This window comes from Methanothermobacter sp. KEPCO-1, assembly GCF_008033705.1.
Taxonomy (GTDB): domain Archaea; phylum Methanobacteriota; class Methanobacteria; order Methanobacteriales; family Methanothermobacteraceae; genus Methanothermobacter; species Methanothermobacter marburgensis.
In genome coordinates this window covers 1,184,829-1,199,484 of sequence record NZ_CP042937.1, presented here as the reverse complement: position 1 = coordinate 1,199,484, position 14,656 = coordinate 1,184,829, and the positions used below count along the sequence as shown (strand labels likewise).

Genomic DNA, 14,656 nt, shown 5'->3' with positions numbered 1-14,656 from the left:
GTTATTAATTAATACCTGAGGAGATATTTATATGTATTAATCTGTGGCCACAGCAAGCACTTACTACATAACAAGCGCCAAATAAAGCAAAAACGCCAAAAATAAAAATAAAGCCCTTATTACACGATAAGCAAAAAAGTCAAAGCAGAAATGTAAAAACCACTATGCCAGGAGAACAACCCTGCTCTCCCTTGACTCATCAACGATCTCCATTCCACAGCTCTCTGCAATGCTATCTGCAAATTCATGAACCTCATAGAAGAGGGGCATGTTGTCAATTTCAAGTCTTTTCCTTGAGTACCCGATATACATGTAGGCCTTGACCTCAACAAAATCTGGCTGGGCCCTTTCTATCATCCTGGCGAACATTTCAGGTTTCTTCATGTTGATGTCCCTGACAGCTGTTATGCGCAGAACCTTCCTGCAGTTAAAGGATGGCATGATCTCAAGGGACCTGTTGAGAAGATCCCATGCGTCAGGGATCTGGGGTCTGCAGAGTTTCTCATAGGTTTCCCTGTCAGGGGCGTCAAGTGATATGTAGAGCTGTGTTGGCTCAACAGAGAGTGCCTCAAGATTGCTGGATGCAAGGCCGTTTGTTACAAGGAACGTTGTGAAGTTCCTCTTATGGAACTCTGCAAGGAGCCCATCCATGTCAGGGTAGAGGAGGGGTTCGCCTGCAAGGGATATTGCAGCGTTCGTGGGATCCTGCGCCTCAAGGACCTTTATCTTATCTGCCCTTTCATTGCCAAAGTAACCGCAGAGAAGTTTCCTCTGGGCCTCAATCGCCCCCTCAATTATATCTGCCGGCTCATCATGGGGGCCATTCCATGCCGTTTCTGTTGAAGAGAGGTCCCTCCAGCAGAAAAGACATTTTTGCTGGCAGAAAGGTACACTGGGAGACATCTGAAGGCATCTGTGACTTCTGATACCATAGAACTTCTCCTTGTAGCAGACCCCCTCATTGATTATGCTTTTCTTTGTCCAGAGGCAGGTTTTAACTGCTGAATGCCTGTTCTCACCTACAAAACGGTATCCCATTTTTTCCATTCTTCTCTGAGATTTTTCCGCATACATTGCCAACCCATCTCAAACGATCCTTGCTGGTACAATGTTAATTTTCGTTGTGATTTATGTAATATATATTATAAGATTGATCCTGGATGTGGGTCACATGAACTGATAGAAAAATGCTTCATAACTTAATACTTGTGCCCACATCAATATTAAATATCTGTGATCTTTAACAGTATCTTAAAATTCCATTCATACATATACGCCTTTTTAAGCCGTTTTAAGAGTACTGAATGGTTTAAAAGAAGCATATTCCCTCTAAAATTATTGAACAGATTTAAAAGCCATTCAATCATTTTTAAGCCATCAGAATTCCTTTTTGGATGAAATAAAACATTTAAGAAAAGAATTGGAGACCCGCAATCAATTCTTTACCAGATGCTCCCAAATCCAGAAATAAGCCATATATAAGCCTTTTTGTCTTATTCGGGAAACAAAAGTTTATATATATGCTTGATGTGATTAAGGTCCATGGTAAGGTCCGGCGGGTATAGCCTGCCATTATCGGAGGCGGTAAAATTAAGAGACACTCGCGTTATCTCGCTCTACTTGCACTTGCAGTAGCAGTGAGTACCATACCATTTGGACAGATGGAATTTCTGGAATCCGGTGGCGAAAAGATAAAGACAAAATCAGCATCCACCCCAAAGGTTGATGCGGCCTCAAAGTACAGTAAATACAGTAAGGTCTACGCCAAATCAAAGAAAAAGATAAAGAAGAAGTACAGGACAAAGGCAACCTACACCACAACAACAAGGAAAAAGTACAGGACAAGGGCTACCTATAAAACCACAAGTCACAAGAGGTACCGTACAAAGGCAACCTACACCACAACAACAAAGAGGGCATACACAAGGGCGGCGAGTTCCGAAGATCTGGATGATCTCCAGGGCGATGAGGGACTTGAAAAACTTGCATCATACATCAACAGAAACTTCAACCATCGATCTGGAGGTCCTCACACCGCTGAGGGTGTTGAAAGGACAGGATACGGAGACTGCTGGGGACTATCTGACTGGTCAGCAAAGAAACTTGCTGCAAACGGCTACAAGGTGAAGGTAGTCCAGGGAGCCACATCTGCATCATCAAGACACAGATGGTTGCACGTATACTCTGAGGGAAGGTGGACAAGCTTTGAACCGTCACTGGTAACCAAACGTTATGGAAGTAAACATTATACTGCAACCTGTGGGCGCGCAACAACTGTTGTGAAAACCTACAACATGTAGTATAATGTTTACTGCCTTTTTTTATTCCCGGCAACAATTTCTAAACCAAGATCCATCATGAGCTCCACATACCCCTTTTATTCCCGGCAACAGTTTCTATGTAATTTCTAAACCAAGATCCATCATGAGCTCCACATACCCCTTTTATTCCCGGCAACAGTTTCTATGAAACCTGAAGATTCATTTATACATTCTACCCTGCTCTTTCATTCCAGAACAGAAGTCCCCAGCAAAATCCATGGATGGCATATTTTTATAACACATCAACCATACCTATGAAACATCAGGAATCATAGCGGAGGATTTGGAGTTGATGGAAACACCTATCGTCATACTGAATTTTAAGACCTACATTGAGTCCACAGGTGAAAGAGCCCTTGAACTTGCAGGTACCTGTCAGGAGGTTGCAGATGAAACAGGCGTTAACATCGCAGTGGCACCCCAGCATATGGACCTCCAGCGGGTGGCTGAGGCCGTGGATATACCTGTACTGGCCCAGCACATCGACCCCATAGACGCCGGGGGGCACACCGGAGGCGTCCTTGCAGAATGTGCCCTGGAGGCAGGGGCAGCGGGTACCCTCATAAACCACTCAGAGAAGAGGATGAAGCTTCCAGACATTGAAGGTGTCATATCCAGGACGAGGAAACTTAAAATGGCTTCAGTCGTATGCACCAATAATGTAAACACCACAGCGGCCGCAGCAGCCCTCAAACCCGATTTTGTTGCTGTTGAACCCCCTGAACTCATAGGGTCAGGCATACCTGTTTCAAAGGCAGAACCCGGGGTTATAACAGGAAGCGTCAGTGCAGTGCGTGATATAAACCCGGATGTCAGAGTCCTCTGTGGGGCAGGAATATCCACCGGTGAGGACATGAGGGCAGCCCTTGACCTTGGGGCTGAGGGTGTTCTTCTTGCATCTGGCATCATACTCGCAGAAAGCCCCGGGGACGCACTACGGGACCTTGTAAGCAAACTGTGACGGTGATCCTGTGTCCTTCAAATTCAGAACCATGGATGACCTTGAGGTTGAGGGGAAAACTGTGCTTGTACGTGTTGACATAAACTCGCCGGTGGATCCCCAGAGCGGCTCAATACTTGATGACACAAGGATGAGGCTCCATGCTGAGACCATAAGGGAGCTTTCAGATAGGGGTGCCAGGACAGTCATAATGGCCCACCAGAGCCGGCCAGGAAAGAAGGACTTCACAACCCTTGAACAGCACTCCCATAAGCTCTCAGAGATACTTGGAAGGCATGTCAGGTACGTGGAGGACATATTCGGATCCGCAGCAAGGGAGAACATCAGAGATCTGAGGAACGGCGAGATACTCCTCCTTGAAAATGTAAGGTTCTACTCAGAGGAGGTGCTTAAGAGGGACCCCGAAGAACAGGCTGAAACCCACCTTGTGAGGAAACTCACACCCCTCATTGATTACTTCATAAATGACGCCTTTGCAGCTGCCCACAGATCCCAGCCATCACTGGTGGGCTTTGCCCTTAGGGTACCATCAGCGGCGGGCAGGGTTATGGAGCGTGAACTCAGAACACTCAGGAGTGCCCTTGAAAATGTTGAAAGACCCTGTGTCTATGTGCTGGGTGGTGTGAAGGTGGACGACTCCATCATGGTCATGAAGAACGTCCTTGAAAATGGCAGCGCAGACCTTGTACTCACAACGGGCCTTGTTGCCAACATATTCCTTGCAGGCTGTGGTGTTAAAATCGGGAAGGTGAACATGGAGTTCATCAGAAACAGGGGCTACTGTGACTTTATAAAGGTGGCGAAGAAGCTGAAAAAGAGGTTTCCCGATAAAATACTGGTTCCCGTTGATGTTGCAATCAGCAGGAATGGAAAACGGGTGGATGTGCCTGTGAAAAAGATACCCAATCATCCCATACAGGATATAGGTATGGAGACGATAAAACTTTATGCTGAGAGGATACGTGAGGCCAGGACCCTCTTTGCAAATGGTCCTGCAGGTGTATTTGAGAACCCTGACTTCAGCATAGGCACCGAGGATATACTCAATGCCATCTCCTCATCTGAGGGTTTCTCAATAATAGGTGGGGGTCACCTTGCCGCTGCGGCTGCCAAGATGGGCTTTGAGGATAATATAGGACACATAAGCAGTGGTGGGGGTGCCAGTATAAGTCTCCTTGCAGGTGAAGAACTGCCTGCTGTGAGGGTGCTTGAGGAGTCCGCACCACCATAACCCCTACGGGAGGTGGTGGACCTCCCCTCAAGGGCGCCCCGGCTATCAACCACAAACTATATAAATGAGTAGTTACTAACATTGGAAATGCCTCGGTAGCTCAGTCTGGTGGAGCGCGAGACTTGTAATCTCGTGGTCGCGGGTTCAATTCCCGTCCGGGGCTTCGTAAGGGGACCATAGGGTAGCTTGGTCGATCCTTTGGGCTTTGGGAGCCTGAGACCCCGGTTCAAATCCGGGTGGTCCCATCCAAAAAGCTTAAATATACATCACCCCCAATGATGTATATCAACCCGCCTTAGCTCAATTGGCAGAGCATCGGACTGTAGATCCGAGGGTTGCTGGTTCAAGTCCGGCAGGCGGGACTTCACCAACAGTGTGAAAGCTTTAAATACTAGAAAAATAGAACTCATAACATGTATGTCATACAGCAACAGTAAAGTATATAAGCAGGCAACGAGAGAACACAGTAATGCTCTCATTCTGGAGACCTGCCCTGGTGGTGTAGGGGCTATCATGCGGGCCTGTCGAGCCCGCGACTCGGGTTCAATTCCCGGCCAGGGCGTTCCTTCAGGGCCCGTAGCTCAGTCTGGCAGAGCGCTTGGCTTTTAACCAAGTGGTCGCGGGTTCAATTCCCGTCGGGCCCGCTATCTAATTTTACGGTGACTTTTTATCTGGAGGACTAAATTGTGAAGAGGGAAATCTTGAAACACCATCTGGTTCCGGAACACGTGGTTTTAAATGATTCTGAAGCAAAAAGGGTGCTGAAAGAACTGGATGCGCATCCAGAACAGCTTCCAAAAATAAAAACAACAGACCCTGTGGTGAAGGCCATAGGTGCTAAAAGGGGGGATATAGTGAAAATAATCCGTAAGAGTCCAACTGCCGAAGAATTCATTACATATAGACTCGTGCAGGACTAGTTTTTCGGGTAAAAACCGTAAGCTCATAACTCAACCATCTAATTTGTTTTGGAGGAAGTCCATGAAAAAAAGTGCATGGGGATTGGTAGACGCGTTTTTTGATAAATACGACCTTGTGGACCACCACATACATTCCTACAATGACTTCGTGAGTAACCGTATACAGGAGATAATCGACACAAGCGAACCCATAGAGCTGGAACAGGGAAAGTACCGTGTCGAGACAGGCAAGGTGAGCATAGAAAAACCCTTCATCAAGGAGGCAGACGGCTCAAAGAGCAAAATATATCCAACGGAGGCAAGACTCAGGAATTTGACCTACTCGGCCCACATGAGCCTCGAGATGAGACTCATAAAGGAGGGGGGTCCTGAAACAGAATTCGAAAAGGTCTACATCGGGGAACTGCCTGCTATGCTGAAATCAGAGATATGCCACCTGCATGGCCTCAGCAGAAATGAACTCATTGAAAAGGGCGAGGACCCGGCTGACCCTGGCGGCTACTTCATAGTCAACGGTTCAGAGAGATCAATAGTCACCATGGAGGAGATAGCCCCTAACAAGATAATACTTGAGAGGATCGGGGAAGAGGATGAAAACAGGGCCAGGGCAATAGTTACATCTATAAGAAGTGGTTTCAGGGCCAGAATATCCCTTGAATACAGGAAGCCCCGGAAGAGCGGAGTGTTCCTGAGAATATCATTCCCATATGTCCCCGGAGAACTCCCGCTGGTGATACTGCTAAGGGCCCTTGGGCTTGCAACTGACCAGGACATCATAACCAGCATATCAGATGACTTCAACTACCAGATGATCGCCGCCGACGACATACAGGTATCGCTGGACAAGCTGAACCTCAAAAAGGATGAAATGGAGAAACTGGACGAGGAGGGGAGAAGGGAGTACCTTGTAAGGAGCGCCATAAGATACATCGGTAACCGGGTCGCCAAGGGCATGACCGAGGACTACCGCATGAAAAGGGCTGAGGATGTCATAGACCGCTACCTCCTCCCCCACATAGGGACAGAACCAGAAAAGAGGCTGGATAAGGCAATATACCTGGCTGAAATGACCGAAATGCTCCTCCAGGTTATATCCGGTGAGCGGAAGCCCCACGATAAGGACCACTACACCAACAAGAGGCTCAGGGTTTCAGGTGACCTAATGGAGGACCTTCTGAGGGTGGCCTTCACAAGTCTCAGCAGGGACATGAGCTACCAGCTGGAGAGAAGCCTCGCAAGGGGTAAGGAGCCCTCAGTCAAACAGGCTGTGAGGTCAGATGTCCTCACAGAGAACCTCAAACACGCCATAGCGACAGGTAACTGGGTTGGTGGAAGGGCAGGTGTGAGCCAGCTCCTGGATCGGACAAGTTACATGGGTACACTATCCCATATGAGAAGGGTTGTCTCCCCCCTCAGCAGGAGTCAGCCACACTTCGAGGCAAGGGACCTTCACCCGACACAGTTCGGTAAGATCTGCCCCAACGAGACCCCTGAGGGTCCAAACTGTGGTCTTGTTAAGAACCTCGCCCTCCTTGCAAAGATATCCGAGGGTTCAGATGGAAGGGATGTTGAGGAAGTGATCAGAAAAATGGGGGTTCTGAACTAATTTTTCCACCGGGAGGCTGTTAAGTGAGCAAAACCAAGATTTACATTAACGGGAAACTTATAGGGACCTGCGAAAACCCTGAAGAATTCGTACAGGAGATGAGGGAGAAGAGGAGATCTGGAGAGGTCTCACCTGAGATGAACATAACCCATTACCCTGAAAACCATGAGATATATATATTCACAGACCCTGGAAGGGCCAGAAGACCCCTCATCATTGTAAGGGAAGGCGAACCTCTTTTAAAGGAGGAACACCTTGAAAAGCTTGAATCCGGGGAAATGGAATGGGATGACCTCATAAAGGAGGGTATAATAGAGTATCTGGATGCCGAGGAAGAGGAAAACGCCTACATAGCAATGAGTCCAGAGGACCTCACAGATGAACACACCCACCTTGAGATAGACCCCTCCACCATGCTGGGGATATGTGCAGGTATCATTCCATTCGCAAACCACAACTCATCACCTAGGAACACCATGGAGGCAGGGATGACCAAGCAGGCCCTTGGTCTCTATGCATCCAACTACGACCTCAGGACAGATACACGTGCACACCTACTCCACCACCCACAGGTCCCCATAGTCAAGACAAGGATAATAGATGTGACAGGCTACGATGAGAGGCCATCAGGCCAGAACTTCGTTGTGGCCGTAATGTCCTATGAGGGCTACAACATGGAGGATGCACTGATACTCAACAAGGCATCCCTTGAGAGGGGACTTGCAAGGTCATCATTCTTCAGATCATACGAGGCCGCAGAGCGGAGATACCCCGGTGGTCAGGAGGACCGCTTCGAGATACCCGAGAAGGGGGTCCGGGGCTACAGGTCAGAGAGCGACTACAGGCACCTTGACGAGGACGGCATAATAAACCCCGAGGCAGTGGTATCATCCGGTGACGTCCTCATAGGTAAAACATCACCACCCAGGTTCCTGGAGGAAATCGATGAGTTCGGAACCGTGGCAGAGCGTAGAAGAGAAACCTCAGTAACCGTTAGGCACGGTGAGAAGGGCATAGTTGACGCTGTGCTCCTGACAGAAACCGTTGAAGGCAGCAGACTCGCCAAGATAAGGGTGAGGGAACAGAGACAGCCAGAACTCGGTGACAAATTCGCATCAAGGCACGGTCAGAAGGGTGTTGTGGGCCTCATAGTATCACAGGAGGACATGCCCTTCACAGAGGACGGTGTTGTGCCAGACCTCATAGTCAACCCCCATGCCATACCATCAAGGATGTCTGTGGGGCAGGTCCTTGAGATGCTCGCAGGCAAGGCCGCGTGCATGGAGGGCCGCCGGGTGGACGGAACACCATTCACCGGAGAGGACGAGGGGGACATAAAGAAAGCCCTCAGAGACAATGGATTTGAAAGTGCCGGTGTGGAATCACTCTACAACGGAATAACCGGTGAAAGGATAGAGGCGGAGATATTCATAGGAGTGGCCTACTACCAGAAACTCCACCACATGACAACAGACAAGGTATACGCAAGATCAAGGGGTCCTGTACAGGTCCTCACAAGACAGCCAACCGAGGGAAGGGCCAGGGAAGGAGGTCTCAGATTCGGTGAAATGGAAAGGGACTGCCTGATTGCCCATGGAGCAGCGCTTGCCCTTAAGGAAAGGCTTCTTGATGAATCAGACAAATACGAAGCACTGGTATGTACCGAGTGCGGTATGATAGCAATCTACGACAAGATAAGGGATAAGAAGTACTGTCCAATATGTGAGGACTCAGAGTCATTCCCTGTGGAGATATCATACGCCTTCAAATTACTCCTTGATGAGCTTAAGAGTCTATGCATCTTCCCGAAACTCATACTGGAAGACAAGGCATGATTACGGATTTGAGGGAATAAATCAAAGGAGAGAATACCTTGAGTGGAATTTTAAAGAAAATTTCCCGGATAAATTTTGGTCTCATGTCCCCTGAGGATATAAGGAAGATGTCCGTTACCCAGGTCGTGACACCGGACACCTATGACGAGGACGGGTACCCCATCGAGAACGGGCTCATGGACCCGAGACTTGGTGTCATAGACCCCAGTCTCAGGTGCAGGACATGCGGGGCCAAGGGCGGTGAGTGCCCGGGACACTTTGGAAGCATAAACCTGGCAAGACCTGTTATCCACGTGGGATTCGCGGATACAATACACAAGATCCTCAGGTCAATCTGCAGAAAATGCAGCAGGGTACTGCTCACAGAGGTCGAGATTGAAGAGTACAGACAGCGGATACTCGAGGCCATGGAGAAGGAGGAGAGCCTCACACCCATAATAAAGGAAATATACGCAGAGGCCAGACGCGAGAAGTGCCCCCACTGTGAGGAGGAACAGGAGGAAATAAAACTGGATAAACCCGTCTCCATCGTTGAGGGTGACTACAAACTAACACCCAGCGAGGTGAGGGAGAGGCTTGAGAAGATAACCGACGACGACGCACTCATCCTCGGAGTCAACCCGGAGGTTGCAAGGCCCGAATGGATGGTCCTCACGGTCCTCCCGGTCCCCCCGGTCACTGTGAGGCCATCGATAACCCTTGAAACCGGTGAGAGATCAGAGGACGACCTGACCCACAAACTCGTGGATATCCTCAGGATAAACCAGCGCCTCAAGGAGAACATGGAGGCAGGGGCACCCCAGCTAATCGTCGAGGACCTCTGGGAACTCCTCCAGTACCACGTGACAACCTACTTCGACAATGAGGCCTCAGGTGTCCCGCCTGCAAGGCACCGCTCTGGAAGACCCCTCAAAACCCTCGCCCAGAGACTCAAGGGTAAGGAGGGGCGTTTCAGGAGCAACCTCTCAGGTAAGAGGGTTAACTTCTCTGCCCGTACAGTCATCTCCCCTGACCCCAACATAAGCATAAATGAGGTGGGAGTCCCTGAGATCATAGCCAGGGAGGTCACAGTACCGGTCTACGTTACAGAATGGAACATAGACCAGATGAGGGAGTACATAGAAAACGGCCCCGACATCCACCCCGGAGCCAACTACGTTATAAGACCAGACGGCCGCAAAATAAGGATATACAATGAAACCAAGGATGTTGTCCTTGAGAACCTCAAACCAGGGTACATAGTCGAGAGGCACCTCAAGGATGGTGACATAGTCCTGTTCAACCGTCAGCCATCCCTCCACAGGATGTCCATGATGGCCCATGAGGTCCGTGTACTGCCATACAAGACCTTCCGTCTCAACCTGTGCGTCTGCCCCCCATACAACGCAGACTTTGACGGGGACGAAATGAACATGCACGTATTCCAGACCGAGGAGTCAAGGGCAGAGGCCAAAACACTCATGCGCGTCCAGGAACACATACTCTCCCCAAGGTTCGGCGGCCCCATCATAGGCGGAATACACGACCATATATCAGGCGCATATCTCCTTACAAGAAAAAGGGCTGTTTTCAGTGAGGATAAGGTCTTCCAGATCCTCAAAAAAGCAGGACTACCCCTACCTGACAGGAAGGGCCGCGACTGGACAGGTAAAGAAATATTCAGCACGGTCCTCCCTGATGACCTCAACATGGTCTACCGGGCCGAAATATGCAGGAAATGCGAAGAATGCCTTGAAATGGACTGCGAAAACGATGCCTATGTCGTCATAGAAGACGGGAACCTCATATCAGGCGTTATTGATGAGAAAGCCTATGGTGCATTCGCCGGTAAGATACTTGACCATATCGTCAAGGAATACGGCACAGATGAAGCCAGAAAATTCCTTGACTCCGCAACAAAGCTTGCGATTGCAGGTATAATGCATGCGGGCTTTACCACAAGTACCAACGATGAGGAGATCCCTGAGGAGGCCCGTGAAAGGATAGAGGCCCACCTGAAGAACGCTGAGGCCAGAGTCGACCAGCTCATCGAAGCCTACGAGAACGGAGAACTCGAACCCCTCCCCGGTAGAAGCCTTGAGGAGACCCTGGAGATGAAGATAATGCAGGTTCTGGGTGAGGCAAGGGACAAATCAGGAGAGATAGCAGAGAGCTACTTTGACATGGATGAAAACCACGCAGTCATAATGGCACTCACAGGTGCAAGGGGGTCAATGCTCAACCTCACACAGATAACAGCCTGTGTGGGGCAGCAATCAGTCAGAGGTGGACGAATAAGCAGGGGATACGATAACAGGACACTTCCACACTTCAAAAAAGGAGAGCTCGGCGCCAAGTCCCGCGGGTTCGTACACTCAAGTTACAAGGAGGGCCTCGACCCCATAGAATTCTTCTTCCACGCCATGGGGGGAAGAGAGGGGCTTGTGGATACAGCTATACGTACAGCCCAGAGCGGTTACATGCAGAGGCGTCTTGTCAACGCCCTCCAGGACCTCACAGTCAACGAGGACGGAAAGGTCGTTGACAACAGGGGAGTTATAATACAGACAAGATTCGGTGAGGACGGCGTTGACCCTGCCAAGAGCGACTACGGAAAGATCGTGGACCTCGATAAACTCGTAGAGGAAATAAGGCTCAAATCAAAGGGGTAAGGTGATTCTGTGCAGGAAATTACAGCTAAAATAGAGGATTACTCCTCAAAGAACGGGATCCTGCTTCCAGATCCTGTGATGGAATATGTTGCCAGGATCGCTGAGGAGGAAAAACTGAAGGAAGCGGATCTTTATGAAATGGTGAGGCTCTTCAGCAGGATCTCAGAGAGAAACCGGGGTCTTGAAGGAGACGAGCTCCTCGACGCAGTTGAGGACGAATACCAGCGGATCCTGAAGGTCCAGGAACTTGTTAAAAGGAAGAGGGCGAAGTTTCCGCCGGGGCTCATTGAGGAAATAGCCGAGGCAATGAAAAAACACAACCTCAGCGACGATGAACTGGACGAACTCATAAGAAGGGTCAGAAGGGCCTATGAGAGGGCAAAGGTTGAGGCCGGTGAGGCGGTTGGGACAGTTGCAGCCCAGTCAGTGGGTGAACCAGGTACCCAGATGACAATGCGTACCTTCCACTACGCAGGGGTGGCGGAACTCAACGTTACCCTGGGTCTCCCAAGGCTCATCGAAATCGTGGATGCCAGGAAGAAGATATCCACACCAACCATGAGCATCTACTTTGAGGGTGACCTCAGATATGATGAGGAATTTGTGCGCAAAAAGGCCAACAAGATAGGTAAAAGCACCCTCAACGATGTCCTCAAAAACTTCAGCATCCAGTACGCAGATATGGCAGTGGTTGCAGAACTGGACGAGGAGAAAATCCTTAAAAAACACCTTGAATATGATGATATAATAGCAAAGGTGGAAAAAACTTTTAAGAAAGTAGAAATAGATAACAGCATACTGAGATTTGAACCCCAGAAACCCACCATAAGGGAGCTCAGGTTACTGGCTGATAAGGTGAGGAAACTCCAGATAAGCGGGGTTAAAAATATAGGAAAGGTGGTTATCCGTAAAGAGGATGATGAATGGGTAATCCATACAGAGGGTTCAAACCTTGGAGCTGTTCTTAAAGAAGAGGGTGTGGATAAGGTCCGGACGACGACAAACGACATACACGAAATAGAAACCGTTCTGGGCATAGAAGCAGCGAGAAACGCAATAATACACGAAGCAAAGAGAACCATGGAGGAGCAGGGTCTCACAGTGGACATACGTCACATAATGCTTGTTGCAGATATGATGACTGCTGATGGTTCTGTTAAATCCATTGGAAGACATGGTATAAGCGGTGAAAAGGCAAGCGTTCTTGCAAGGGCTTCTTTTGAGGAAACAGGTAAGCACCTTCTGAGAGCAAGTATCAGGGGAGAGGTGGATCACCTCACTGGTATCATAGAGAACATTATTATAGGACAGCCTATACCCCTGGGTACAGGTTCCGTTAGTGTTGTGATGAAAGAAAGAAAATAGGAGGCAGTAGATGGACATAGATAGAGGAATACGAGTCGCTGTAGATACTGGTAATGTTATCCTTGGATCAAAGAGGACAATTCAGGGCCTCAAACTGGGTAAGGGTAAGCTGGTGGTAATGGCCAGTAACATTCCAGAGGACCTCAGAGAGGACATAGAATACTATGCAGAGCTATCAGATATTCCGGTTTACACCCATGAGGGCACCAGCGTTGAACTGGGATCTGTCTGCGGTAAACCCTTCACAGTGGGGGCGCTCTTAATCCAGGATCCGGGTGATTCAACAATACTGGAAATGGTGGGGTAGGTTGCTGTGACCATCAAATTTACCACAAACGAGATAAGATACATTGCACTCTTTGAGAGCATGACCGGTGCAATGGTGAAGGACTGCATTGTGGATGACGAAAACGGCAAGGTAACATTCCTTGTGAAAAAGGGTGATATGGGCCTTGCCATCGGTAAAAAGGGAAGTACAGTGGCCAAGGTTCAGAAGGCGCTCGACAAGGGTGTTGAGGTAATCGAACACTCCAGTGACCCCGTGGAGTTCATAAAGAAACTCATGGCGCCCGCCAAGATAAGGAGCATCAGGATACTCCAGAAGGAAAACGGTGAAAAGATAGCCACAGTGGAAACCGATCCAAAGAATAAGAGAATCGCCATTGGACGCGGCGGACAGAACATTGAGAGGGCCAGGTTACTGGCCAGAAGACAGCACAACATAAGCAATATTATAATAAAATAAATCTTATAGGAGGAATCTTATTTGCCAGGATTATTCGCAGCAAAAAAACTCAAAAGCAAGAGGCAGAAATTCAGATGGAAGGACACCCACTACAAGAGGAGATCACTCCGCCTTGATGTTAAGGCCGACCCACTTGAAGGCGCACCCCAGGCAAGGGGTATAGTGATTGAGAAGGTGGGTATAGAGGCAAAACAGCCAAACTCAGCAATAAGAAAATGTGTGAGGGTCCAGTTAATCAAAAACGGTAAACAGATCACAGCCTTCGCACCTGGAGACGGCGCTATTGGTTTTATTGATGAACACGATGAGGTCGTTGTTGAGGGTATTGGTGGACCATCAGGAAGGTCCATGGGTGATATTCCCGGTGTCAGGTGGAAGGTTACAAAGGTCAACAATGTTTCCCTGCAGGAAATGGTTAAAGGGAAAATAGAAAAACCTGTGAGGTAATCCTTATGAGTTTAGTTTTTGATAAATGGGAACTTGAGGAAGTCAAGGTTGAGGATATGGGCCTTGCAAAGTACATATGCCTTGACAGTATCCTGGTTCCCCATACAATGGGAAGACACGTTAAGAGGCAGTTTGCAAAATCAAAGGTTTCAATAGTTGAGAGACTGATAAACAAGGTTATGAGGACCGAGAGGAACTCAGGTAAAAAGAACAAGGCCTACAAGATAGTGAAGGAGGCCTTTGAAATCATAAACCGGAGGACCAAGGAGAACCCGGTCCAGATCCTTGTAAAGGCCGTTGAAAACACCTCCCCACGGGAGGAGACCACAAGGATCAAGTACGGTGGTATAGGTTACCAGGTTGCGGTTGACATATCCCCACAGAGAAGGGTGGACCTGTCCCTCGGATTCATAACCAAGGGTGCAATGCAGGCGGCATTCAAGAACAAGAAATCCATAGAGGAGTGCCTGGCAAACGAGATAATGCTGGCTGCAGAGTACGACACCAGAAGCTTCGCAATCCAGAAGAAGGAAGAGAAAGAAAGGATAGCCAGATCCGCACATTAAACTTACAG

13 protein-coding genes and 5 tRNA genes are annotated in these 14,656 nt (G+C 48.8%); 17 read left to right on the top strand and 1 reads right to left on the bottom strand.

Annotated features, from left to right (window positions below):
- Positions 1–162 precede the first annotated feature (162 nt).
- Positions 163–1,074 (bottom strand): 4-demethylwyosine synthase TYW1, encoded by a 912-nt coding sequence (gene twy1 / locus FVF72_RS06395; RefSeq protein ID WP_147671555.1) that lies wholly within the window; start codon positions 1,072–1,074, stop codon positions 163–165.
- Between the two features lie 587 nt (positions 1,075–1,661).
- Here twy1 and FVF72_RS06390 point away from each other — a divergent pair.
- The 17 genes from FVF72_RS06390 to rpsG all read left to right on the top strand — a co-directional run bounded on the left by FVF72_RS06390 (position 1,662) and on the right by rpsG (position 14,648).
- A complete protein-coding gene (locus tag FVF72_RS06390) occupies positions 1,662–2,300 on the top strand; it encodes a transglutaminase domain-containing protein (protein WP_147671553.1) in 639 nt (212 codons plus the stop codon).
- 313 nt (positions 2,301–2,613) lie between these two features.
- Positions 2,614–3,282 (top strand): triose-phosphate isomerase, encoded by a 669-nt coding sequence (gene tpiA / locus FVF72_RS06385; RefSeq protein ID WP_147671551.1) that lies wholly within the window; start codon positions 2,614–2,616, stop codon positions 3,280–3,282.
- A 10-nt stretch (positions 3,283–3,292) separates the two neighbouring features.
- Positions 3,293–4,513 (top strand): phosphoglycerate kinase, encoded by a 1,221-nt coding sequence (locus FVF72_RS06380; RefSeq protein ID WP_147671549.1) that lies wholly within the window; start codon positions 3,293–3,295, stop codon positions 4,511–4,513.
- An 89-nt stretch (positions 4,514–4,602) separates the two neighbouring features.
- A tRNA-Thr gene (locus FVF72_RS06375) sits at positions 4,603–4,676 on the top strand.
- A 7-nt stretch (positions 4,677–4,683) separates the two neighbouring features.
- Positions 4,684–4,758: transfer RNA gene (locus tag FVF72_RS06370), tRNA-Pro, on the top strand.
- 44 nt (positions 4,759–4,802) lie between these two features.
- Positions 4,803–4,875 (top strand) — tRNA-Tyr (locus FVF72_RS06365).
- Positions 4,876–5,003: 128 nt separating this feature from the next.
- Positions 5,004–5,075 (top strand) — tRNA-Asp (locus tag FVF72_RS06360).
- Between the two features lie 8 nt (positions 5,076–5,083).
- Positions 5,084–5,157 (top strand) — tRNA-Lys (locus FVF72_RS06355).
- A 42-nt stretch (positions 5,158–5,199) separates the two neighbouring features.
- The gene (locus FVF72_RS06350) at positions 5,200–5,433 is read left to right on the top strand and encodes a DNA-directed RNA polymerase subunit H (RefSeq protein ID WP_013296229.1); all 234 of its coding nucleotides are present in this window, start codon (positions 5,200–5,202) and stop codon (positions 5,431–5,433) included.
- Positions 5,434–5,494: 61 nt separating this feature from the next.
- On the top strand, positions 5,495–7,039 hold the full coding sequence (locus FVF72_RS06345) for a DNA-directed RNA polymerase subunit B'' (protein WP_147671547.1): 1,545 nt from the start codon (positions 5,495–5,497) through the stop codon (positions 7,037–7,039).
- A gap of 23 nt (positions 7,040–7,062) precedes the next feature.
- Entirely contained in the window at positions 7,063–8,874 is a 1,812-nt protein-coding gene (gene rpoB, locus FVF72_RS06340) for a DNA-directed RNA polymerase subunit B (RefSeq protein WP_147671545.1), read from the top strand.
- Between the two features lie 38 nt (positions 8,875–8,912).
- A complete protein-coding gene (gene rpoA1 / locus FVF72_RS06335; protein ID WP_147671544.1) occupies positions 8,913–11,525 on the top strand; it encodes a DNA-directed RNA polymerase subunit A' in 2,613 nt (870 codons plus the stop codon).
- Between the two features lie 9 nt (positions 11,526–11,534).
- On the top strand, positions 11,535–12,890 hold the full coding sequence (rpoA2, locus tag FVF72_RS06330; protein ID WP_147671542.1) for a DNA-directed RNA polymerase subunit A'': 1,356 nt from the start codon (positions 11,535–11,537) through the stop codon (positions 12,888–12,890).
- Positions 12,891–12,900: 10 nt separating this feature from the next.
- Positions 12,901–13,197: a 50S ribosomal protein L30e gene (locus FVF72_RS06325; RefSeq protein WP_013296234.1), complete on the top strand. Its 297-nt coding sequence runs from the start codon at positions 12,901–12,903 to the stop codon at positions 13,195–13,197.
- A 6-nt stretch (positions 13,198–13,203) separates the two neighbouring features.
- Entirely contained in the window at positions 13,204–13,635 is a 432-nt protein-coding gene (locus FVF72_RS06320; protein WP_147671541.1) for a NusA-like transcription termination signal-binding factor, read from the top strand.
- 21 nt (positions 13,636–13,656) lie between these two features.
- Positions 13,657–14,082 carry a 30S ribosomal protein S12 gene (locus tag FVF72_RS06315; RefSeq protein ID WP_013296236.1) on the top strand — a complete coding sequence of 142 codons (426 nt, stop codon included), beginning with the start codon at positions 13,657–13,659 and terminating at the stop codon, positions 14,080–14,082.
- Positions 14,083–14,087: 5 nt separating this feature from the next.
- Positions 14,088–14,648, top strand: coding sequence for a 30S ribosomal protein S7 (gene rpsG / locus FVF72_RS06310; RefSeq protein ID WP_013296237.1), 561 nt, complete (start codon positions 14,088–14,090; stop codon positions 14,646–14,648).
- Positions 14,649–14,656: the final 8 nt, after the last annotated feature.